Here is a 20380-nt window from a genome sequence, read left to right as displayed (position 1 = left end):
CGCCCGCATAAGCGGGCGTTTTTTATTGCGTAGCTAACTGAAATTATTCTTCAGCTGCAGGTGCTGCACCTGACTCTTCTGCCAAAGCTTCTTTGATAGAGAGTTTGATACGGCCGCGTTGGTCTACATCGAGGCATTTTACTTTAACAACCTGACCTTCTTTCAAATAATCGCTCACGCTGTTTACGCGCTCGTCAGCAATTTGAGAGATGTGTACCAAGCCATCTTTGCCTGGCAGGAAGTTTACGAATGCGCCGAAGTCTACGATACGCACAACAGTACCTTCGTAGATTGCACCGATTTCTGCTTCCGCAACTATACCTTGTACGCGCAAAATTGCCGCGTTAAGTGCTTCTGCGTTGTCGGCATAAATCTTCACGGTACCGTCATCATCGATATCGATTGAAGATTGGGTTTCTTCAGTAATTGCACGAATAGTCGCGCCGCCTTTACCGATGATGTCGCGAATCTTGTCAGGATGGATTTTGATGGTTTCAAAACGCGGTGCATTTTCGCTAACTACTGAACGCGAAGTGGCGAGCACTTTGTTCATCTCGGCGAGAATGTGCAAACGCGCAGCCAGAGCTTGCTCCAGTGCGATTTCCATAATCTCTTCGGTGATACCTTCGATTTTGATATCCATTTGCAGTGCAGTTACACCGCTAGTGGTACCAGCAACTTTAAAGTCCATATCGCCGAGGTGATCTTCGTCGCCGAGGATGTCGGTCAATACTGCAAAGCCGTTAGCCTCTTTCACCAAGCCCATTGCGATACCCGCAACTGGCGCTTTGAGTGGAACACCGGCATCCATCAACGCCAATGAAGAACCACACACAGACGCCATTGAGCTTGAACCGTTTGATTCAGTAATTTCGCTCACTACACGCAGTGTGTAAGGGAAATCCGCTTCAGCAGGAAGAACAGCTGCAACACCGCGACGAGCCAAACGGCCGTGACCGATTTCGCGACGACCGGTTGCCCCCATACGACCACACTCACCTACCGAAAATGGTGGGAAGTTGTAGTGCAGCATGAATGCATCTTTTTTGGAGCCTTCGAGGAAGTCGATGATTTGTGCATCGCGCGCGTTACCCAAAGTCGCAACTACAAGAGCTTGAGTTTCACCACGGGTAAACAATGCAGAACCGTGGGCTTTGCCCAACACGCCAACTTCAACTTGAATTGGACGAACGGTTTTGTTGTCGCGGCCATCGATACGTGGCTCGCCCGCTACGATGCGCGAACGCACCAAACGGTATTCAACCATGCCGAATTCTGCTTTGATTTCATCAGCAGAGAAGCCAGTCGCTTCAGTTGCCAATTCTGCAACTGCTTGATTGCGCAATTCGCCCAGACGGTCGTAACGCTTGGCTTTATCGGTGATGCGGTAAGCCATACCGATTGAATCGCCAAAATCTTTTACCAATGCATCAGTCAATGCGCTGTTCGCTGGAGCTGGCTGCCAATCCCAACGCGGCTTGCCCGCATCGCGCGCCAATTCAGCACAAGCTTGCACAACGGCTTGCATTTCTTGATGAGCATAAAGTACTGCGCCGAGCATGATGTCTTCCGGCAATTCTTTTGCTTCAGATTCCACCATCAACACAGCGTCTTTAGTACCAGCAACAACCATGTCCAACTCGGAAGTGGCAAGTTGCTCGTAGCTTGGGTTGAGGATGTAACCTTCTTCCTGGGTGTAGGCAACACGTGCGCCACCAACAGGACCATTAAATGGAATACCGGAAATTGCCAAAGCAGCAGAAGTACCGATCATTGCAACGATATCGGGATCGTATTGTTTGTCGGTTGATACAACGGTACAAACAACTTGTACTTCGTTGAGGAAGCCTTCCGGGAACAGTGGACGAATTGGACGATCGATCAAACGAGAGGTCAGGGTTTCTTTTTCAGAAGGACGGCCTTCACGCTTCAAATAACCACCGGGGATACGGCCAGCGGCGTAGCTTTTTTCCTGGTAATGCACAGACAGCGGAAAGAAATCCTGTCCGGCTTTAGCTTCTTTGGAACCCACTACAGTACAAAGTACGCTGACTTCGCCCATGGTGGCCAATACTGCGCCGGTTGCTTGACGAGCAATGCGGCCAGTTTCGAGGGTTACGGTTTGGTTGCCGTATTGAAATTTCTTAATTATCGGATTCACTCTTTTATCCTTTGTATTCACTAAAAATCAATTGCGTTAATTGTTACGCGTCTTAAGTTTGTTTGTTTTTATCGATGCAGAATCTATACGGGATCAATAAAAATCAGTACAAACGATGCATCCTGCCCGAGCGCCAACTTTTTCTCTCATCAGCGCAAATCCCTACTTTCTTTCTGCAATTAAAAACTAAAAGCAACTTTTCTCACGGGGAGAAAAAAAGTGCCCGCAGAGCGGGCACTGGACAAACTTAACGGCGCAGACCTAATTTTTGAATCAGAGCAACGTAACGAGAAGCGTCTTTACCTTTTAGGTAGTCCAACAATTTACGACGCGCGTTTACCATACGGATCAAACCGCGGCGAGAATGGTGGTCAGCCTTGTGGTCAGCGAAGTGGCCTTGCAGCTTGTTGATGTTGATAGTCAACAAAGCAACTTGGACTTCGGGTGAGCCAGTGTCACCTTCAGCTTGTTTGTATTCGTTTACGATTGCAGCTTTTTCAGAAGCACTCAGTGCCATGATGTTTTCCTCAGTTAATATGCGATTCAATTACAGCCCGCCCGTGCATATTTACAGGTGGGTTGTTGCGGTGATTATCCAGTCCTTGAAGAACGATGGATGTCATCCGCGGCTTTTTACCCGGGCAAGCATAGCTTACGGATAAATTCTTGCGGCTTATTGCTCGTCTCTTACTGTTCGCCTATTTACTGCTCAGTAGACGAGCGGTTCGCCAAAATTCGTTTGGGAGCCACGCCACCTTCATCGGTGATAGTTCCCAGCCCCAAAAATGCACGGGGTGATTGTTCGGTTTCTGCACAAAAGACGCGCACAATAGCACCTTGCTCACCAAATCGGTAGACCTTGGACACCATCACCGGGTTGCCCAAGCGGAAGTAATAAGCACTATTGGCAGGTAGCTCTACGGCGGGCAAGCTGGCGACGGGGGCATCGGCGCTGAGCAAATAAGTATCCAGCGCTGCGTAGGCCGCTTCGTCACCTTCAGCTGCTTGCACATCGGCAAAGCGCGCCTCAAGTTCCTCGAAGGTCACGCATTGGGTTTCACTGAATAACCCGGCCAATGAGCGATGCAAAGTTTTAACGTGGCCGCCGCAGCCCAAAGCAACACCCAAATCTACCGCGATAGAACGGATGTAAGTGCCTTTGGTGCAGCGGATGTCTAATTCGACTTCAGCCGCTTCACCCGCACGGAAGGCGAGGATATCAATGCTATGGATAGTCACCGGACGCGGTGCGCGCTCCACCTCAACGCCCTGACGCGCCATCTTGTAGAGCGGCTGACCATTGAGCTTGAGCGCGGAATACATGGGTGGAACTTGCAAGATATCGCCGATCAGCGGCTTGAGTGCCGCTTCGACTTGCGCAAGCGTGATACCCGCCGTGGATTTTTGCTCAAGGATTTCGCCGTCGGCATCGCAGGTATCAGTAGTCGCACCCAAGCGAATACAGGTGCGATAGCCTTTGTCAGCATCGAGCAAAAACTGCGAGAACTTGGTCGCCTCACCAAAACACAGCGGCAATACACCGGTTGCCAATGGATCAAGCGCGCCGGTATGACCGGCCTTTTCCACAAAGAACAAACGCTTGGCGCGCTGCAATGCGTGGTTGGAGGTCATGCCGGCAGGTTTGTGCAACAACAATACACCGTCAACGGGACGGCCTTTTCTACGCGCCATCAGTGCTGCTCGCCCTTGGGATCATCTTCTGCAGAAGGCTCATCGTCGTGCTGATGCAGACTGTCTTCTTTTAGTGCGCGCTCAATCAAGGTCGACAATGCCTGGCCTTTGACCGAGGTTTTGTCGTAGATAAACTGCAGCTTGGGCACAGTGCGCATGCTCAATTCTTTAGCTAAAAAGGTACGCAAAAAGCCGCTCGCCTTATTCAGGATCGCCGCCGCTGCAACACTTTCTTTTTCATCATCAACGCCGACAAAGGTCACATAGACTTTGGCATAGGCCATGTCACGGGTGACGGTGACTTCATTGATATTGACCAAACCAATACGCGGATCGCGGACTTCATTGGGAATCACCTGCCCCAGCAAACGCTGGATAGCATCGGATACGCGGTCTGAACGGGTAAATTCTCTTGGCATGCGCCACTCAACCTCTTAAAAATAACAAAGCCCCACTCCCATGACAGGAGTGGGGCGCAGGTATTGCGCCTCGCTTAGAGCTGGCGCGCGACCTCTTTCACTTCGTAAACTTCGATCTGATCACCGACTTTAACGTCGTAGTTCTTCACGCCGATACCACACTCGAAACCGTTGCGAACTTCACTTACGTCGTCTTTGAAGCGACGCAGGGATTCAAGCTCACCGGTGAAGATCACCACGTTATCGCGCAATACGCGGATCGGCTTGTTACGCGAAACAGTACCTTCAATCACCATACAACCAGCAACCTGGCCGAACTTCGGCGAGTTGAACACTTCACGCACGTTAGCGATACCAACGATGGTTTCAACACGCTCTGGGTCAAGCATACCGCTGAGCGCCGCTTTCACTTCGTCCAGCAATTGGTAAATGATGCTGTAGTAGCGGATATCTACGCCTTCGCCTTCCGCCAAACGGCGGGTCGCGCTATCGGCACGCACGTTAAAGCCAACAATGATCGCGCCGGTAGTAATCGCCAGATTCACGTCATTTTCGGTGATGCCGCCAATGCCGGAAGAGATAATGTTCACTTGCACTTCATCGTTACCGATGTCGTTGAGTGACGCCATAATCGCTTCAAGCGAGCCGCGCACGTCCGCCTTCACAACCACGGTCAACGTCTTCTTCTGACCAGCTTCCATATTGGAGAACATGTTTTCCAACTTGGATGCCTGGAAGCGCGCCAATTTCTCTTTACGCTCTTTCTCGGCACGGAACTGGGCAACTTCGCGCGCTTTACGCTCGTCGGTCAGAACCACAAAGTCATCGCCAGCGCTAGGTGCAGTATCCAGACCCAGAATTTCTACCGGAGTAGATGGGCCAGCTTCATGCACTTGCTGTCCGCGCTCGTTGCTCATCGCACGCACACGGCCATAGCTTTGGCCAGCAAGGATCAAATCGCCCTGCTTCAAAGTACCTTGTTGAACAAGGATGGTAGCAACTGTACCGCGGCCTTTATCAACACGCGCTTCAATCACCACACCTTTCGCTGCCGCGTTAGGCACAGCGGTCAATTCCAATACTTCTGCCTGCAATGAAATCGCCTCAAGCAATTCATCAATACCTTGGCCGGTATGGGCAGATACCTGGATAAACTGGGTATCACCACCGTAAGCTTCAGGAATTACACCTTTCGCCACCAGCTCGTTAGTAACACGATCAGGATCAGCAGAGTGCTTATCGCACTTGTTGATCGCGACTACGATAGGCACTTCCGCCGCACGTGCGTGGAGGATCGCCTCTTCGGTTTGCGGCATTACACCGTCATCCGCAGCGACTACCAGAATTACCACGTCGGTTGCTTTCGCGCCGCGGGCACGCATTGCGGTAAACGCGGCGTGACCTGGAGTATCGAGGAAGGTAATTTCACCGCGTGAGGTTGTCACACGATAAGCACCGATATGCTGGGTAATACCACCGGCTTCGCCAGCGGCCACTTTAGCTTCGCGGATGTAATCGAGCAGCGAGGTTTTACCGTGATCAACGTGACCCATTACGGTTACAACCGGCGCGCGATGCACCAAATCACCTTCGGTTTCCAGCGAGCGCTCCAACGCATGCTCGATGTCGTTTTCGCTAACCAATACTGCCTGATGCCCCATCTCTTCAACCAGCAACACCGCAGTGTCCTGATCGATAGATTCGTTCATCGACGCCATTACACCCATCTTCATCAAGCGCTTGATCACTTCGCCCACTTTAACGGTGAGACGCTGTGCCAATTCAGAAACAGCAATAGTCTCTGGAATATTCACTTCATGAACAATTTTGGTGGTCGGCTTTTTAAAGGCGTGTTTGTTGTGCTTTTTGTGGCTCGCACGCAAGTGGCTGCGACGCGCTAATACATCGCTGTCTTCACCATCTTCTGCAACGAAATCCAGCAAATCGACTTTAGGCGATTTTTTAGAGCCAGGCGCGCCTTTCTTAACGGCTTTGCCAGCACCACGCTTGTTACGTGAATCCTGATCATCGCCATCATCTTCATCGCGCTTGTGGGTTTTCTTATGGCCGTGGCCATGTTTGGTATCTTCTTTGTCTGCAGGCGGAGCAATAACCGCAACCGCAGGCTTACCTTTCACCGGTGGACGAGCATCAGGGCGTGCAGTTTTAGCAGGCGCTTGTCCAGCAGGCTTGTCGGCCGGTTTTTCCGTGCGCGCAGGTGCGCGTTTTGCTTCTTCAGCTGCACGTTTTGCATCATCGCGCGCTTTGGCTTCTGCTACACGCGCAGCTTCTTCAGCCTGGCGGCGCTCAATCGCAGCACGACGCTTCTCTTCGATACCATCGGTGAAAGAGATACGGTGAGATGGCGCTTCTGCAGCAGGAGCTTCAGATTCTTGTGGCTCAACCACTTCTGGCTCAGCAACTTCGGCGATAACAACAGGCTCAGGAGTAGGCTCCACCTGCGCCACTTCCGGCTCAGGTGCCACTTCGATTTCCGGCTCAAAATCCGGTTCCTGCTGTTCTGCAACGGCGGACTCTGCCACTTCATCCTCACGCTTAACGTAGGTGCGCTTTTTACGCACTTCAACATTTACCGTTTTGCGTGCATTACCCGTACCGGTTTTAATGGTCGTAGTCGTTTTACGTTGCAAGGTGATTTTCTTGGGCTCCAGCGCGGCTTCGCCATGGCTGCTCTTTAAAAAGTTGAGCAGGCGCTGTTTCTCATCGTCAGAAACTTTCGCCTCGGCGCTTTTGTGCTGCAAACCAGCCTCTTGCATTTGCTTAAGCAAACGCTCGACCGGTGCACCTATCGATTTGGCGAGTTCATTTACGGTTACTTCTGCCATTGTTTTTCCTCAGGGATTGTTCGTTGCCTACAGGGTTTCGCTCACTAGAGTGGCTCACACTCAGGCAAACCAGGGCTCGCGCGCTTTCATAATCAGTGCGGCGGCACGAGTCGCGTCAACACCTTCAATTTCCAACAATTCATCAATTGATTGCTCAGCCAAATCTTCCATGGTCACTATGCCGCGACGCGCAAGATTTGCAGCCAATGCATCGTCCATACCTTCCATAGTCAACAGGTCTTCTGCTGGAGCAACACCTTCGATGCGCTCTTCTGTTGCCAAGGCTTGCGTCAAGAGTGCATCTTTCGCACGCGCACGCAATTCTTCCGCAACGTCTTCATCAAAGCCGTCAATCGCCAGCATTTCTTCCAGCGGCACATAAGCAACTTCTTCGAGTGTGGTGAAACCTTCTTCAACCAATACACCCGCGATGTCTTCATCAACATCCAGCGCGCTCATAAACATATTGATGTAGCTGCCAGATTCCGCTTCCTGCTTGGACTGCCATTCAGCGATGCTCATCACGTTGATGTTCCAGCCAGTCAATTCGCACGCAAGACGCACGTTCTGACCGCCACGGCCAATTGCCATCGCCAGATTTTCTTCGTTAACCGCCAAGTCCATCGACGCAGCATCTTCATCAACTACAATCGATTCAATTTCTGCTGGTGACATAGCGTTGATAACAAATTGCGCCGGATTATCGTCCCACAACACGATATCAACACGCTCGCCGCCTAATTCATTAGACACGGCTTGCACACGCGAACCTCGCATACCAACACAAGCACCAACAGGATCAATACGGCCGTCGTTAGTTTTTACCGCGATTTTTGCGCGCAAACCTGGATCGCGTGCAGCACCTTTAATTTCGATAACTTCTTCAGCGATTTCCGGAACTTCAATTTTGAACAATTCAACCAACACTTGTGGGTTAGAACGGCTCAACAATAATTGCGGACCACGCGCTTCAGTGCGCACTTCCAGCAAGAGCGCGCGAATGCGATCGCCCATGCGGAAAATTTCACGACCGATCAATTGATCGCGCGGCAAAACACCTTCAGCGTTATTACCCAGATCAACAATAATGCTGTCACGGGTTACTTTTTTCACGGTACCGCTAATCAAATCGCCCATGCGATCGCGATACTCATCAACCATTTGTGCGCGCTCAGCTTCACGTACTTTTTGCACAATAACTTGTTTTGCAGTTTGTGCAGCAATACGACCAAACTCGGCGTTTTCAATTTTTTCGCGGTAGGTATCACCCACTTTCAGCGATGCATCTTTATCACCGGCTTCATCAAGATAAAGTTGGGTTCCCAACTCAGCCATTACATCGTCAGCAACCAATTCCCAACTGCGCCAGGTTTCGTAATCGCCAGTAGTACGATTGATAATAACCTCGATGGTTGAGTCTTCATCGAAACGTTTTTTAGTGGCGGTAGCGAGTGCAGTTTCAATCGCCTGGAAAATTAATTCTTTATCGACGCCTTTCTCATTGGATACCGCATCAGCGACCAGCAAAATTTCTTTGTTCATTGGTTTGCCTCTGTTAACTCCTCAAGCCAGTGCGATGCACACACCAGATAATTACGTTTTCCATCCCGGTCGCCGCATTTTTTGCAGCAACCGCCTCATTCAAATCGTTGCCAATTATTCTTTATCATCAAGATTGTGTTGACGCATCAAATCATCGTAACGCGGCTCCACATTTGCCTTGTCGATCACATCAACCGGCAATTGCACTTCCTTATTATCTACTTGCAAAAATACATCACCGTTTTCTACTTTGGTGATAACGCCTTTAAAGCGACGACGGCCATCGTGCGCGATACGCAAACGCACACTAATGGTCTCGCCAACATAACGCGCGTATTGCGCTTCGTTATACAACGGGCGATCCATTCCCGGTGAAGACACTTCCAGCGTGTACTCACCATCAATCGGATCTTCTACATCAAATACAGCACTTACCTGACGGCTAACACGCTCGCAATCATCGAGCGAAACGCCGTTAGGGCCATCGATAAAAATGCGCACAGTGGTGTAGCGCCCTTGAGTCAAATACTCCAACCCCCACAACTCACAACCCAAGGCCGTGGCGACAGGAGCGACCATTTGCTCTAACAATTCTTGCTTGGAAGCCATGCTTTATTCCGCATTAAATCCAGCCCTGCAAAAAGCAGAGGCCCAAAAAACAAAAATGGGCACAAGGCCCATTCGAACGATTACAACATTCATCGCACTGGCCGGTACGATGGGGGCAAAGCCCGCAAAAAACAAATACAAAAAAGCCCCAAAAAGGGGCTTCTCGACCTGAATCTGCTTTAGATGGAAGCAAATTCACTACTGCTAACATCGGCGAGAACCGGGGAATCCCTCATCTCTACCCGCATCTTGTTGTAAATCACGCTAACCGGTGAAAAAGCTACAACAAAATACAAAATTTTGGTTGCGGGGGCAGGATTTGAACCTACGACCTTCGGGTTATGAGCCCGACGAGCTACCAAGCTGCTCCACCCCGCGACTGAAACTCACATTTGCTAACTGCTCAAGTGAGGCCGCGAATTATAGGGAGGCAAACCATGTCGGTCAAGGGAAAATCTGCATTCATTCTGAATAAACAGCGGATCGGTTTGCTTATTAAACGATGCGTTCAAAAACAGGACACCCAAAACACCCGCACCACTAATTTATGCATCACTGATTGCAGTTTTATTAAGGATCAAGCCCTTCCATCGAGAAAACTGCCAATATCGGAGCCAGAATTGACCACACCGATTTCGATCAGGCGCCGATTGATATCAATATTGCGGCGGGTATTTTCATTGAACAGCTCTGAGCGCGCCTGCCGCTGATCGAGTAGCCGCTGCTCAGCCTCAAACTGCTCTTGCTCAGCACGCAGCTTGGCTTCCTCTTCAGCTAATCGCTGTTTTTCTAGCTCAGTGTTTTCTTGCGCGCGAGCATCATCCTGTGCAGCACCGACCTGCTGACTGTCATCGGCCTCGCCGCCTTCCCGGCGTTGCTCAGCCTCGATCGCCCGCTGCTCATTCAGCTCGGCGCGCGCCTGCTGCTCCATTTGTGCAGCTTGTGCAGCCACGCTGCTGTCCTGACCTGATGGTTCGGCGGGCGCATTGGCCGCACGGCGCAACTGCTGCGCTTTGCGCAAGGTCGCTTCCGGATCACCGGGAATAGGCGAGGTATCGATTTTAACTTCACCACCGACGGCATAGCTCACGCCATCAGGACCGCGCACAAACGAATAGGTTGGGCTGCTGCCGTACTGCCCAGCGACAGCGGCATGCGCCTGTTCGTGGGAGCGCACTTCGCGGTCACGCGCAGCCAGTTCCTGAATTTGATCGCGTACAGCATCCTGATTTTCTTTCTCAATCCGCTGTTTCGCTGCAGCTTCTTGCGCCGCAGGATCACTAGCTACCGCAGATTGTGCGCCGCGCTCTACACGATCGCGCTCGACATCATCGTTGGGGCGCTCATCGGGGAAACGACGATTTAATCCACGCCCCGACTCGGCCATCTGCTCGGTAGGGCGAAAGGTAGACGACTTGAGATCGGTGGTTTCCTGACTAACAGGCGCACGACCGACGGGCGCATAAGGCGCTACGGTATTGGCAAAGTTAGACGGAATATTGTTGATCACTCAAATCACCTCAATGTGCATGAATGGCCGATCAGGCCTTAACATCCAATAGCGTACCAATAGTTTCTTCAGCCGATTTCACCACTTTTGCCGAGCTATCAAACACCTGGCTTTGGGCACGCAGATTAACCAGCGATTCAGTGACATCATTTGCCTGTGGATTATCGCGCCGGGTCGTTCCCGCCTGCGCGATTTGCTGGGCAGACTGAAGCATGGATGCCTGGCTTTTTTGCATCCCGATCAAGCCTTGGTTGACTACAGAACCTACGTCCATCAGCTTTTCCCCCAGATAAGAATTGGAAAATAACCTCAAAGGAAAGACAGAAAAAACACTTTCCCACACTTATTAATAGTTTACGCCGGGGGGAGACTAAAAAACAGGCTGTTTTGCCGCTGAAATTGCCGCTTTTAAGATAAGTTTGATGTAAGAATCGACTTGATATAACCCTGCATTATTCACTTTTGGCAGGTAAGGCCGCGATCAGCCCCCGATTTTGCTGGTAATCGGATATAAAGCTCGCCTGCTCAAACACGCTCTGGGCAGTTAGTTGCAGACTGCTGCGCACAGGCAATCCTGCAGCCTGCAACGCCCGCCCACTCCAGGTGTTACAGTTGCTAAACACACTGTAATGCCCACTGGCGCGGTAAAAATTCCCGGCATCGGTGACATAGGCTTGCAAAGGGATAGGCTGGCCGGACTCATCCAGCGCAAATGATTCATCGAGGTAGCGAATTAGCTCACGCATACCTTTATCCGTAATCGCGATGGGCACCAGCGTATCCGCAGGGATTGATGCAAACGGTGGCTGGCGATACGTAATAACCTGCAACGCCGAATGACTCGACGCAATCAAGGCTTTCGTCGCAGCACCGAAGGTTTTGCTTTTGCCGGTGAAGTAATTGCCATCACCCCAGCCGATGCGAATGTAGCGCTGATCCTGCGCCTCTTGCTGTAAATGGCGACTGTGGAGCGCGACAGTTTTTGCATCGAGCAAAACACTCGTATGCCAATCGCGGTAAATAAAATAAATAGTGTGCGATGTATCGGCGACGGGAATTTTTTGTTTTGCGGGCATAGATGTGCAACCTGTCAGCGCCGACAAGATCACTATGCTGAAAACAAAACGCCACCAATAAATAGCCATAATTCGATTCAATATGATTTAAAAATCACGCGGAAAAAAGTTGGGCTAACACTTCAGCATCCAACGCCGCCGCAACCGACTCAGGCACAGCTTTATCTAACCAGGGCACCACACCCAAACAGGGGGCAGGTATGCGCGCGGCAAGACTGTGGATATTCTCTTGCAGCACCGGCATATCCGCATCAATACAATTAGCGACCCAACCCGCCAACTGCAAACCGTCGTTGCGAATTGCCTCTACCGTCAAGAGCGCATGATTGATACAACCCAAGCGCACCCCCACCACTAAAATAACAGGCAAGCGTAAAATTTTTGCGACATCCGCAAGCGTCTCCTGCGGATTTAACGGCACACGCCAACCGCCCGCACCTTCTACCAAAGTGAAATCCGCCTGATTCAAACTGCCGCGGCAAAAGCCCGCGATGCGATCAGCCGATAACACCCGCTTCTCTTGCTGTGCAGCAATATGCGGCGCAATTGCAGACTCAAGCGAGACAGGGTTTATTTGTTCATACACTAACGGCTGCGTGATAACCGACTGCAATAAAAGTGCATCAGCGTTGCGCAAACCGGATTCAGTTTTTTCACAACCCGCAGCAAGCGGCTTTAATGCAGCAGTGGTTAAACCATGATTTTTTGCCGCAACCAGAAGTCCGGCTGCTACCAGGGTTTTGCCAACGTCGGTATCAGTACCTGCAATAAAAAACGTTTTCCTAGCCATGATTTTTGTGCGCTGCCTCTTTGTATGCCTTCAAGTAAATAACATCGTAGGTTGCTGGCAATCCTTGCGCACCGCGAAATTGTTCGTACGCCGTTTTGAATGCAAGCATCCGCGCCCGCCCGGTTAAACCTTCCGGTTTACCGCTATTCATATTGTGCGCACCGAGCGCTTTTAGTTCGCGTGTCAGTTCGTTTAAACGATCATAGTAAAGCGTGCGATTCTCCTGCTTTATTTCACCGAGCGTTAGTTGCGCAGATTGGAGCGCGGCAACAAGACTTTGCGATGACTGAAAGCGATTCACATGTACATAATTATCCACTTGCTGCCAAGCCGATTTTAATTCATGCAAGGTATCCGGACCGAGGGTTGCTATGTGCAATTGGCCACCCGGTTTAAGTACGCGGGCAAGCTCAGCCATTAATTGCGGAAGATTGTGACACCACTGGATCGCAAGACTGGAAAAAATAATATCGACACTGCTGTCGGCGAGCGGCAGCGATTCCGCATCCGCACACAACCAATTGATTCCCTGTTGCGCAGCAGATGAGTAACACAGCATGCCTTCGGCAATATCCAAACCAATAATATGGGATTCACGATATTGCGCCGCTAATTGACGGGTGAAAAATCCGGTACCCGAACCAATATCCAATAATGTTGATTGTGCCGATAAAGCAGCAGGTAATTCGGAAAATAATTGTGTGCCTATATCGCGCTGCAATTGTGCGACTGAATCGTAAGTTGCTGCAGCGCGACTAAACGATTGCGCGACTTTTTTCTTATCCAATACCGCAACCGAATCTGTTTGCGCATTGATAAAATGGGCGATGCAATCAATCACCGCTTGCGGTTTGCTCCAATGGATTGCATGCGCGGTATTTTCAAACACTTTGACCTGCTGCTGCGGATTAATTTGCCGCATAAGCTCTGCCGCCGCTACCGGCACCAACGCATCTTGGTCCGCAAGCAAATGCAAACCCGGCTGCACAAGTTGCGCAAAAGCGCTGCGATTATCCAACTCAGTCAATAGCTGCAATGCGTGCAGCCAATTATCTGTCACCGCACTTGAATCAGCGCGACGTAATTGTTTTAACAATGCACGCTCATCCGCATCGCCTTGTGCCAGCAAACCACCAAACAATTTCAATGTCGCCTGTGGATCTTGCGCAAAACCCTGATTAAATTGGCGATTGATTGCGCGCGGCATAGCAGTTGGGTAATCCGGTGCAGCGACAAACTTTACATTCGCAGCCAGCGTAACTAACGCGCGAATACGCAGGGGAAAGCGCGCCGCCAATTGTACAGCGAGCATACCACCGAGCGACCAGCCGACAAGAATTGCATCCTGCGGAATTTGCGCTGCGATCTTGTCGAGCACTGCATCGAGCGTAAATTCCGGTAATTCAGGGCTTGCGCCGAAGCCAGGTAAATCGATCAAGGTAACCGATGCAAATTGTTGCAATGATTCCAGCAGCGGCTGCCAGGTGCGGCTATCGCAACCCCAGCCGTGGATTAACACCAGATTAGTCATGCACAACCTCGAGCCTAACTTCCTGCATGACGTCTGCCAGTGCGGTTAACAACCGATCCACCTGTTCGATGCTGTGCTCGGCCGAAAACGTAATGCGTAACCGAGAACTGCCCACTGGAACTGTAGGTGGGCGGATCGCAATAATTAAAATTCCGCGCGCGGCAAGCTGCTCGGCAATTGCCAGCGTTTTTGCTTCATCGCCAATCACAATCGGTTGGATGGGCGAAAACGAATCCATCAATTGCAAATTGAGCGCTTGGGCACCCGCGCGAAAATGCGCAATTAATGTAGCAAGATGTTCGCGCCGCCATTGCTCAGTTTGGATTAAACGCAAACTCGCGCGCGTTGCCGCCGCCACTGCAGGCGGCATAGCCGTGGTGTAAATATAAGGGCGCGCAAACTGGATCAACGTTTCGATCAAGGTTTCACTACCTGCGACAAACGCGCCGAAGCTGCCTGCCGCTTTACCCAATGTGCCCATTAAAATCGGCAACTGGTCTTGCGTTAAACCAAAATGCTCTGCGCAGCCTGCACCGGCTTTGCCTAAGCATCCAAACCCGTGGGCGTCATCCACCATTAACCAGGCATTATTTTTTTGCGCGAGAGACGCGAGCTCAGGCAGGGGCGCACAATCACCATCCATACTGAACACACCATCAACCACAATTAATTTTCGCTGCGCATCACTTTTATCCAAGCGGCTTTGCAAGTTATCCAAATCATTGTGCAAAAAACGCTGGAAGCGCGCGCCGCTTAATAAACCGGCATCCAATAAACTCGCGTGATTTAAACGATCCTCAAATACCGCATCACCTTGGCCAACTAACGCCGTAATCGCGCCCATATTCGCCATGTAGCCGGTAGAAAATAACAGCGCGCGTTCGCGCCCGGTAAATGCAGCCAGTTCTTCTTCCAACGCGTGATGCTCGCTTGAATGCCCCGCCACCAAATGCGATGCACCGCTACCTACACCAAAGTTTTCAGTGGCTTTTTGCAAAGCTGCAATAACATCGGGGTGATTAGCCAAACCTAAATAATCGTTGCTACAAAACGCGAGATAGTTTTTGCCGTCGACAACAACCTGTGGTGTTTGCGGCGATTGCAATAATTTTCGCGTGCGATACAAATGTGCAGCGCGGCGTTCAGCGAGAGCAGGCGAAAGAGTTTGATCGAGATGAGAGGGCATGGAGGAGACACACGTAAGGCAGCGCCAAAACCGACGCTGCCATATGGACGATCACGGAAATTATTTTGCAGCGTTGTAGAACATTGAATCCATTGCAGCTTCTTGCAACTGATGCACGATGGACGCTTCCTGTTCGCTTTCATCTTCATGCACTTCGTAAGCTTCGGGTTTGATGCCGAGCTTTTTGAACAGTTGCATATCTTTGTTGGCTTCAGGGTTTGGTGTGGTCAGCAATTTTTCGCCGTAGAAAATTGAATTAGCGCCTGCGAGGAATGCCATCGCCTGGGTTTGCTCGTTCATTTGTTCGCGACCAGCGGACAAACGCACATGGGATTGCGGCATCAAGATGCGCGCAACCGCGATAGTGCGGAGAAAATCAAATGGATCGAGATCGGCTTCATTTTCGAGTGGAGTGCCACCGACTTTTACCAGCATGTTAATGGGCACTGATTCAGGATGATCCGGCATATTGGCGAGTTGTTGCAGCAAACCAGCGCGATCACTTTCCTCTTCGCCCATACCGACGATACCGCCGCAGCAAACTTTCATGCCCGCTTTGCGCACATTAGCGAGAGTCGCCAAACGGTCTTGGTAGGTACGGGTGGTGATAATTTCGCCGTAGTATTCAGGCGAGGTATCCAAGTTGTGGTTGTAGTAATCCAGACCGGCATCAGCCAGCTCTTGCGCTTGCGCTTCGTCGAGCATTCCGAGGGTCATACAGGTTTCAAGACCAAGCGACTTAACACCCTGCACCATAGTAGTCACGTAAGGCATATCGCGGTTTTTCGGCGAACGCCATGCCGCGCCCATACAGAAACGGGTCGCACCCGATGCTTTGGCCGCGCGCGCTTCCTCAATAACCTTTTCTACCGCCATCAACTTTTCGCGCTCAAGGCCAGTGTCGTAACGGGCGGATTGCGGACAGTAGGCGCAATCTTCCGGGCAGGCACCGGTTTTGATCGAACAGAGGGTGCTGACTTGCACTTCATTGGGATTGAAATGGGCGCGGTGCACAGTTTGCGCCTGGAACATCAGGTCGCTGAATGGCAGGGCAAACAGCGCAGTGATTTCGGCGCGGGTCCAATCGTGTCTGAGAGCGGGAGCTAAACTGGCATTCATAATCGGTATTCCGTAGATTTTGTAGGGCTATGCCGCATCTTAACCGAGCCAAAAAAGCTGTCAACCAAAAAGTCTATTACAGGTTTACAGCCCCGCTTTGACAAAACACCCACAGCTGCCGAGAATGCAGCCTCAAGGATTGCACCTATAAAGGATTTATATGCTGCGCTTTACCGCCCTGGTCGCCGCCCGCACGCTCAATCACATACTACCCGCCCCCTGCCTTATCTGCGGGCTCACGGATTCCGGGCATCCACTGCTCTGCCCCACATGCAACACAGCCTTGCCCCGCCTGAACCGGGAGCCACATTTATGTAAGTGCTGCGCACTACCGTTAGCCAGCGATGCGCCTTTGTGCGGCAAGTGCCTGCAGAAAAAACCGGCCTTTAGCCAATCCTGTATCGCCTTTAATTACACACATCCACTCGACTTTCTAATCCAGCAATTCAAATATCGCCGCCAATTAAGCAGCGGCAAGTTGCTGGCACAGCTATTGAGCGAAACCTGCAGCACGGCGGAGCGACCAGATATTCTCGTGCCCGTTCCTATCCACTGGCGCAAACGCTGGCAGCGCGGCTTTAACCAAAGTGAGTTGATTGCCTATTGGATCAGTAAAAATTTTGATATTCCGGTGCTATCTGCCTGCCAACAAACTCGCCATCACCATTCACAAAAAGGCTTGGGGCGCGCCGAGCGCTATAAAAACCTGCGTCAGTCGTTCGCTATCAACACCAGCATCAAGGCAAAACTGCACGGAGCCCATATCGCCCTGATTGATGATGTGGTCACCACAACGGCAACCGCCCGCACCCTGAGTGAACTATTACTAAAAAACGGCGCCCAACGAGTGGATATTTGGGCACTGGCGCGCACGCCGGATCATTAAACCCTGCATGAGTGATACGCAGTCCGCTGCGGGCTGCGCATTACTCAACATTCGGCGCAAGTGATACAAATCTTTTTACCGCCACCGGAAAATAGCCGCTAATATCCTTCTACGATCAAGCCTAATGATCAACCGTTCACCTCTATCGTAAATTGCCGCAAGGATTTTCATGAGATTTCCCTATCGTCTGCTGACCGGCGCTATCGCCTTGGCCGCCAGCCTGAGCTTGCCAGCCTTGGCACAAACAACTCCGACTCCGCCATTGCCCTCCTCTGCCGCGCAGCAACTTTATGCATCGGCACAGCAGGATCTTTTGCAATTGCGTGTGCTACTGAAAAACGGCAACAGTCAATCGTCCGTGGGATCAGGATTCTTAATCGGCAACTCCAATTTGGTGGTGACCAATTTCCATGTGGTCTCGCAAATTGCGCTTGAGCCCGAAACTTATTTTGGCGAATACAAAGATACCCAAGGCAAAAGCGGCGCTATCGAATTACTGGCGGTGGATGTGCTGCACGATTTGGCAGTAGTACGCGTTGCGCGCAACGGCACCGGCTTTTTTAAAGTGCCGCATACGCCTGCAAGTGACGAGCAACCGGCGCTGGTGAAATTGAATCAAGGCCAACATTTGTATTCACTCGGCAATCCGCTGGATTTGGGTTTTACCATTTCCGAAGGTACTTATAACGGTATCAGCGCGCGCGGATTTTCCGATCAACTGATGTTTACCGGCGCGGTGAACGCCGGTATGAGCGGCGGCCCGAACGTCACTGCCGACGGTCAGGTCGCGGGCGTGAATGTTGCGCATCGGCTCGATGGTGAATTGGTGAGTTTTTTGGTTCCCGTACGCTATGTGCAGGCGCTGCTTGCGCGCGTCACCCACGACATGACACCACCTGCCGATTTCAAACCCATCATCGGTGAGCAATTGCTTGAGCATCAATCAGTGATGGTGGATAAATTATTGGAGAAACCATTCAGCATTAAAGAGCTCGGCCCTTATCGCGTACCGGTGCGCGAATCGGATCAAGTCCGCTGCTGGGGCAATACCGATAGCTCTGCCAAAAAGCCCTACACTATCGCGAGCATTAATTGCTCAATGGAGTCATCGATCTTCGTATCTGGAGAATTGCAAACCGGTCACGTCAGCATGCATCACAAATACGCGCACAACAAAAAACTCAACGCGATGCAATTTTCAAAACTCGCCAGCAATATGTTTAATGGCCAGGTCTATAGCACGGCTAAAAGCGACACCATTACGCCAGCGTCTTGCACTGAAAATTTTATCAAGCACAATAATATTTCGCTGCGCGCACTCGTCTGCGCTGAGGCTTACCACAAATTTAAAGGGCTTTATGATTTCACCTTGATCACCGCGAGCACAGATGATAGCCAGAAGAGCTTGCAAAGCATGATTAATATGCAGGGTGTTTCCTACAGCAACGGTATGAAACTGGTTGAACAGTTTTTGCAGGGGATTGATCGCGCAGCAACGGATGCAGGCGAAACTGATGCCGATCCGGATGCAGCGCTCGACAACAATGAGAAGCAACCACTCACCCAAGAGCAAGAAGCCGCACCGCAAACCAGCAGCAAAAATGTGGAGGCCGCACAATGAGCCAGCCAATTTTTGTTGAACAATTAACACCCGATGGCGAAGTTATTCATCGCTCCAAGATTAACCATCTACCTATTCGTATTGGTCGCGCTTACGACAACGATATTATTCTTGATGATCCGCATACCGCCGCGCATCACGCGCAGATTGAATTGAGCCAGCTGGATGAATTAGTAATTTCCGATCTGGGCAGTTACAACGGCATCACTCATGCGAATGCAAAAGAAAATTTCTTTGTCATCGATGGCGATAAAGTTTATCGCCTTGGTCATACACGCCTGCGCATTCGCACCGCGGATTACCAGGTCGCCGCTGAAATAACTGACTATACCAATCATCGTTGGGAAGGTTGGTTACCCGCCGTGATTGGTTTGGTGTTGTTATCCATCACCGGATTATTGAGCACTTGGGTCGCCGATTTAAATCAGGGCACGCTGAGTAAATATTTGCTCGAATTAGTCAGTGTGCTGGGCTTTGCGATCGGCTGGAGCGGAATATGGGCATTGTTCAGCCGCTTGTTTAATGGCCACGCGCGTTTTGGTCGCCATTTATTTATTGCCAGCGCCGGTATCGCGGGCATGGAATTATGGGAACATCTCAGCGGCGTCATCGCTTACGCATTTAGTTGGGAAGCGCTGGTGACATTCACCACTGCACCAGTAGTAGTCATCTGCGCGCTGGTGTTGTATTTCCATATGATTACCGTGGGCAACAAACGTCCCGGCCGCTTGAAATTATATTTGGCCGCGCTGGCGATTTTGGTTATTGCGATCACCACTACCAAAAAATATCAGGCAAGCAATCATTTTGCCGATGAGTTGTACATGGGCAATATTTATCCACCAGCAATACGTATTAGCAGCGACCATAGCATCGCCGATTTCATGGATGACATGCAGTCCCTGCAAGCGACAGTTGATGAGGCGCGCAAGGAAAATCCGGATAAAGATGACAGCGAAAAAGTGATCAAGAAATCGCCCAAACCTGAACCACAACCGGCTCCGGAATCAACACCGGAAACGGAGCAGGAATTGAAACCAGAGGCAGCGGAATAAACTGATCCGCTGCACAAATACCAAGAAACAGATCAGAAAATACAGAGAAACAAATCAGAAGGAGCAAATTATGTTTAACAAAAAATTAATCATGGGGTTCATTGGTGGCTTGGCATTTAGCGGTATCGCCACTGCGGCGGATTTTCAATTGTCCAGCCCGACCATTAAGCCCGAAGCAACACTGACAATTGATCAGGTATTTAGTGGATTTGGTTGCACCGGTAAAAATATTTCGCCGGAGTTGGTGTGGAGCAATGCCCCTGCGGGCACCAAAAGTTTTGCCCTGACTGTTTATGATCCGGATGCTCCAACCGGCTCCGGCTGGTGGCACTGGGTG

18 protein-coding genes and 1 tRNA gene are annotated in these 20380 nt (G+C 50.8%); 4 read left to right on the top strand and 15 right to left on the bottom strand.

The genetic code is table 11. The features are described from left to right. Window positions 1-43: 43 nt before the first annotated feature. From pnp to bioB, 15 genes are all read right to left on the bottom strand, one after another. Window positions 44-2161, bottom strand: coding sequence for a polyribonucleotide nucleotidyltransferase (gene pnp / locus AAGC78_RS01880; protein WP_435782329.1), 2118 nt, complete (start codon window positions 2159-2161; stop codon window positions 44-46). A gap of 247 nt (window positions 2162-2408) precedes the next feature. Further along, window positions 2409-2678 (bottom strand): 30S ribosomal protein S15, encoded by a 270-nt coding sequence (gene rpsO, locus AAGC78_RS01875; protein WP_133679621.1) that lies wholly within the window; start codon window positions 2676-2678, stop codon window positions 2409-2411. Window positions 2679-2863: 185 nt separating this feature from the next. Continuing rightward, complete coding sequence (truB, locus tag AAGC78_RS01870; protein WP_435782328.1) at window positions 2864-3853, bottom strand: tRNA pseudouridine(55) synthase TruB; 990 nt, start codon at window positions 3851-3853, stop codon at window positions 2864-2866. Next, complete coding sequence (gene rbfA, locus AAGC78_RS01865; protein WP_435782327.1) at window positions 3853-4272, bottom strand: 30S ribosome-binding factor RbfA; 420 nt, start codon at window positions 4270-4272, stop codon at window positions 3853-3855. The genes truB and rbfA overlap by 1 nt, the downstream gene beginning before the upstream one ends. Window positions 4273-4346: 74 nt before the next feature. Then, the gene (gene infB, locus AAGC78_RS01860) at window positions 4347-7118 is read right to left on the bottom strand and encodes a translation initiation factor IF-2 (RefSeq protein ID WP_435782326.1); all 2772 of its coding nucleotides are present in this window, start codon (window positions 7116-7118) and stop codon (window positions 4347-4349) included. Between the two features lie 60 nt (window positions 7119-7178). Next, window positions 7179-8660 (bottom strand): transcription termination factor NusA, encoded by a 1482-nt coding sequence (gene nusA, locus AAGC78_RS01855; protein WP_435782325.1) that lies wholly within the window; start codon window positions 8658-8660, stop codon window positions 7179-7181. A gap of 114 nt (window positions 8661-8774) precedes the next feature. Continuing rightward, the gene (gene rimP / locus AAGC78_RS01850; protein WP_435782324.1) at window positions 8775-9269 is read right to left on the bottom strand and encodes a ribosome maturation factor RimP; all 495 of its coding nucleotides are present in this window, start codon (window positions 9267-9269) and stop codon (window positions 8775-8777) included. A 301-nt stretch (window positions 9270-9570) separates the two neighbouring features. After that, window positions 9571-9647, bottom strand: a tRNA-Met gene (locus AAGC78_RS01845). 199 nt (window positions 9648-9846) lie between these two features. Beyond that, window positions 9847-10779 carry a putative metalloprotease CJM1_0395 family protein gene (locus tag AAGC78_RS01840; protein WP_435782323.1) on the bottom strand — a complete coding sequence of 311 codons (933 nt, stop codon included), beginning with the start codon at window positions 10777-10779 and terminating at the stop codon, window positions 9847-9849. Between the two features lie 31 nt (window positions 10780-10810). After that, a complete protein-coding gene (locus tag AAGC78_RS01835) occupies window positions 10811-11053 on the bottom strand; it encodes a hypothetical protein (RefSeq protein WP_435782322.1) in 243 nt (80 codons plus the stop codon). A gap of 178 nt (window positions 11054-11231) precedes the next feature. Continuing rightward, window positions 11232-11855 carry a DUF2459 domain-containing protein gene (locus AAGC78_RS01830; protein WP_435782321.1) on the bottom strand — a complete coding sequence of 208 codons (624 nt, stop codon included), beginning with the start codon at window positions 11853-11855 and terminating at the stop codon, window positions 11232-11234. Window positions 11856-11949: 94 nt separating this feature from the next. Beyond that, complete coding sequence (gene bioD, locus AAGC78_RS01825) at window positions 11950-12645, bottom strand: dethiobiotin synthase (RefSeq protein WP_435782320.1); 696 nt, start codon at window positions 12643-12645, stop codon at window positions 11950-11952. Continuing rightward, window positions 12638-14176, bottom strand: coding sequence for a malonyl-ACP O-methyltransferase BioC (bioC, locus tag AAGC78_RS01820; protein WP_435782319.1), 1539 nt, complete (start codon window positions 14174-14176; stop codon window positions 12638-12640). The genes bioD and bioC overlap by 8 nt, the downstream gene beginning before the upstream one ends. After that, window positions 14169-15362, bottom strand: coding sequence for an 8-amino-7-oxononanoate synthase (bioF, locus tag AAGC78_RS01815; protein WP_435782318.1), 1194 nt, complete (start codon window positions 15360-15362; stop codon window positions 14169-14171). Before bioF ends, bioC begins: the two co-directional genes overlap by 8 nt. Window positions 15363-15422: 60 nt before the next feature. After that, entirely contained in the window at window positions 15423-16481 is a 1059-nt protein-coding gene (bioB, locus tag AAGC78_RS01810) for a biotin synthase BioB (RefSeq protein ID WP_435782317.1), read from the bottom strand. 160 nt (window positions 16482-16641) lie between these two features. Between bioB and AAGC78_RS01805 the strand changes: the two genes are divergently transcribed. From AAGC78_RS01805 to AAGC78_RS01790, 4 genes are all read left to right on the top strand, one after another. Further along, a complete protein-coding gene (locus AAGC78_RS01805; RefSeq protein WP_435782316.1) occupies window positions 16642-17367 on the top strand; it encodes a ComF family protein in 726 nt (241 codons plus the stop codon). 169 nt (window positions 17368-17536) lie between these two features. Continuing rightward, window positions 17537-18988: a S1 family peptidase gene (locus AAGC78_RS01800; protein ID WP_435782315.1), complete on the top strand. Its 1452-nt coding sequence runs from the start codon at window positions 17537-17539 to the stop codon at window positions 18986-18988. Further along, a complete protein-coding gene (locus AAGC78_RS01795; protein ID WP_435782314.1) occupies window positions 18985-20043 on the top strand; it encodes an FHA domain-containing protein in 1059 nt (352 codons plus the stop codon). The genes AAGC78_RS01800 and AAGC78_RS01795 overlap by 4 nt, the downstream gene beginning before the upstream one ends. A gap of 70 nt (window positions 20044-20113) precedes the next feature. Next, the coding region (locus AAGC78_RS01790) for a YbhB/YbcL family Raf kinase inhibitor-like protein (protein WP_435782313.1) at window positions 20114-20380 on the top strand (267 nt) is incomplete at its 3' end.

The organism is Cellvibrio sp., from assembly GCF_039207905.1.
Taxonomy (GTDB): Bacteria; Pseudomonadota; Gammaproteobacteria; order Pseudomonadales; family Cellvibrionaceae; genus Cellvibrio.
Note: the sequence above shows the minus strand (reverse complement) of the source record. Positions and strands in the feature narration are given on the sequence as shown.

What these genes read in the sequence shown, in the direction of transcription:
- nusA (WP_435782325.1), bottom strand. Translation starts at nt 8,660, where the DNA reads ATGAACAAAGAAATTTTGCTGGTCGCTGATGCGGTATCCAATGAGAAA.
- rimP (WP_435782324.1), bottom strand. Translation starts at nt 9,269, where the DNA reads ATGGCTTCCAAGCAAGAATTGTTAGAGCAAATGGTCGCTCCTGTCGCC.
- rpsO (WP_133679621.1), bottom strand. Translation starts at nt 2,678, where the DNA reads ATGGCACTGAGTGCTTCTGAAAAAGCTGCAATCGTAAACGAATACAAA.
- bioC (WP_435782319.1), bottom strand. Translation starts at nt 14,176, where the DNA reads ATGACTAATCTGGTGTTAATCCACGGCTGGGGTTGCGATAGCCGCACC.
- rbfA (WP_435782327.1), bottom strand. Translation starts at nt 4,272, where the DNA reads ATGCCAAGAGAATTTACCCGTTCAGACCGCGTATCCGATGCTATCCAG.
- bioD (WP_435782320.1), bottom strand. Translation starts at nt 12,645, where the DNA reads ATGGCTAGGAAAACGTTTTTTATTGCAGGTACTGATACCGACGTTGGC.
- infB (WP_435782326.1), bottom strand. Translation starts at nt 7,118, where the DNA reads ATGGCAGAAGTAACCGTAAATGAACTCGCCAAATCGATAGGTGCACCG.
- bioF (WP_435782318.1), bottom strand. Translation starts at nt 15,362, where the DNA reads ATGCCCTCTCATCTCGATCAAACTCTTTCGCCTGCTCTCGCTGAACGC.
- AAGC78_RS01830 (WP_435782321.1), bottom strand. Translation starts at nt 11,855, where the DNA reads ATGCCCGCAAAACAAAAAATTCCCGTCGCCGATACATCGCACACTATT.
- truB (WP_435782328.1), bottom strand. Translation starts at nt 3,853, where the DNA reads ATGGCGCGTAGAAAAGGCCGTCCCGTTGACGGTGTATTGTTGTTGCAC.
- bioB (WP_435782317.1), bottom strand. Translation starts at nt 16,481, where the DNA reads ATGAATGCCAGTTTAGCTCCCGCTCTCAGACACGATTGGACCCGCGCC.
- AAGC78_RS01795 (WP_435782314.1), top strand. Translation starts at nt 18,985, where the DNA reads ATGAGCCAGCCAATTTTTGTTGAACAATTAACACCCGATGGCGAAGTT.
- AAGC78_RS01805 (WP_435782316.1), top strand. Translation starts at nt 16,642, where the DNA reads ATGCTGCGCTTTACCGCCCTGGTCGCCGCCCGCACGCTCAATCACATA.
- AAGC78_RS01835 (WP_435782322.1), bottom strand. Translation starts at nt 11,053, where the DNA reads ATGGACGTAGGTTCTGTAGTCAACCAAGGCTTGATCGGGATGCAAAAA.
- AAGC78_RS01800 (WP_435782315.1), top strand. Translation starts at nt 17,537, where the DNA reads ATGAGATTTCCCTATCGTCTGCTGACCGGCGCTATCGCCTTGGCCGCC.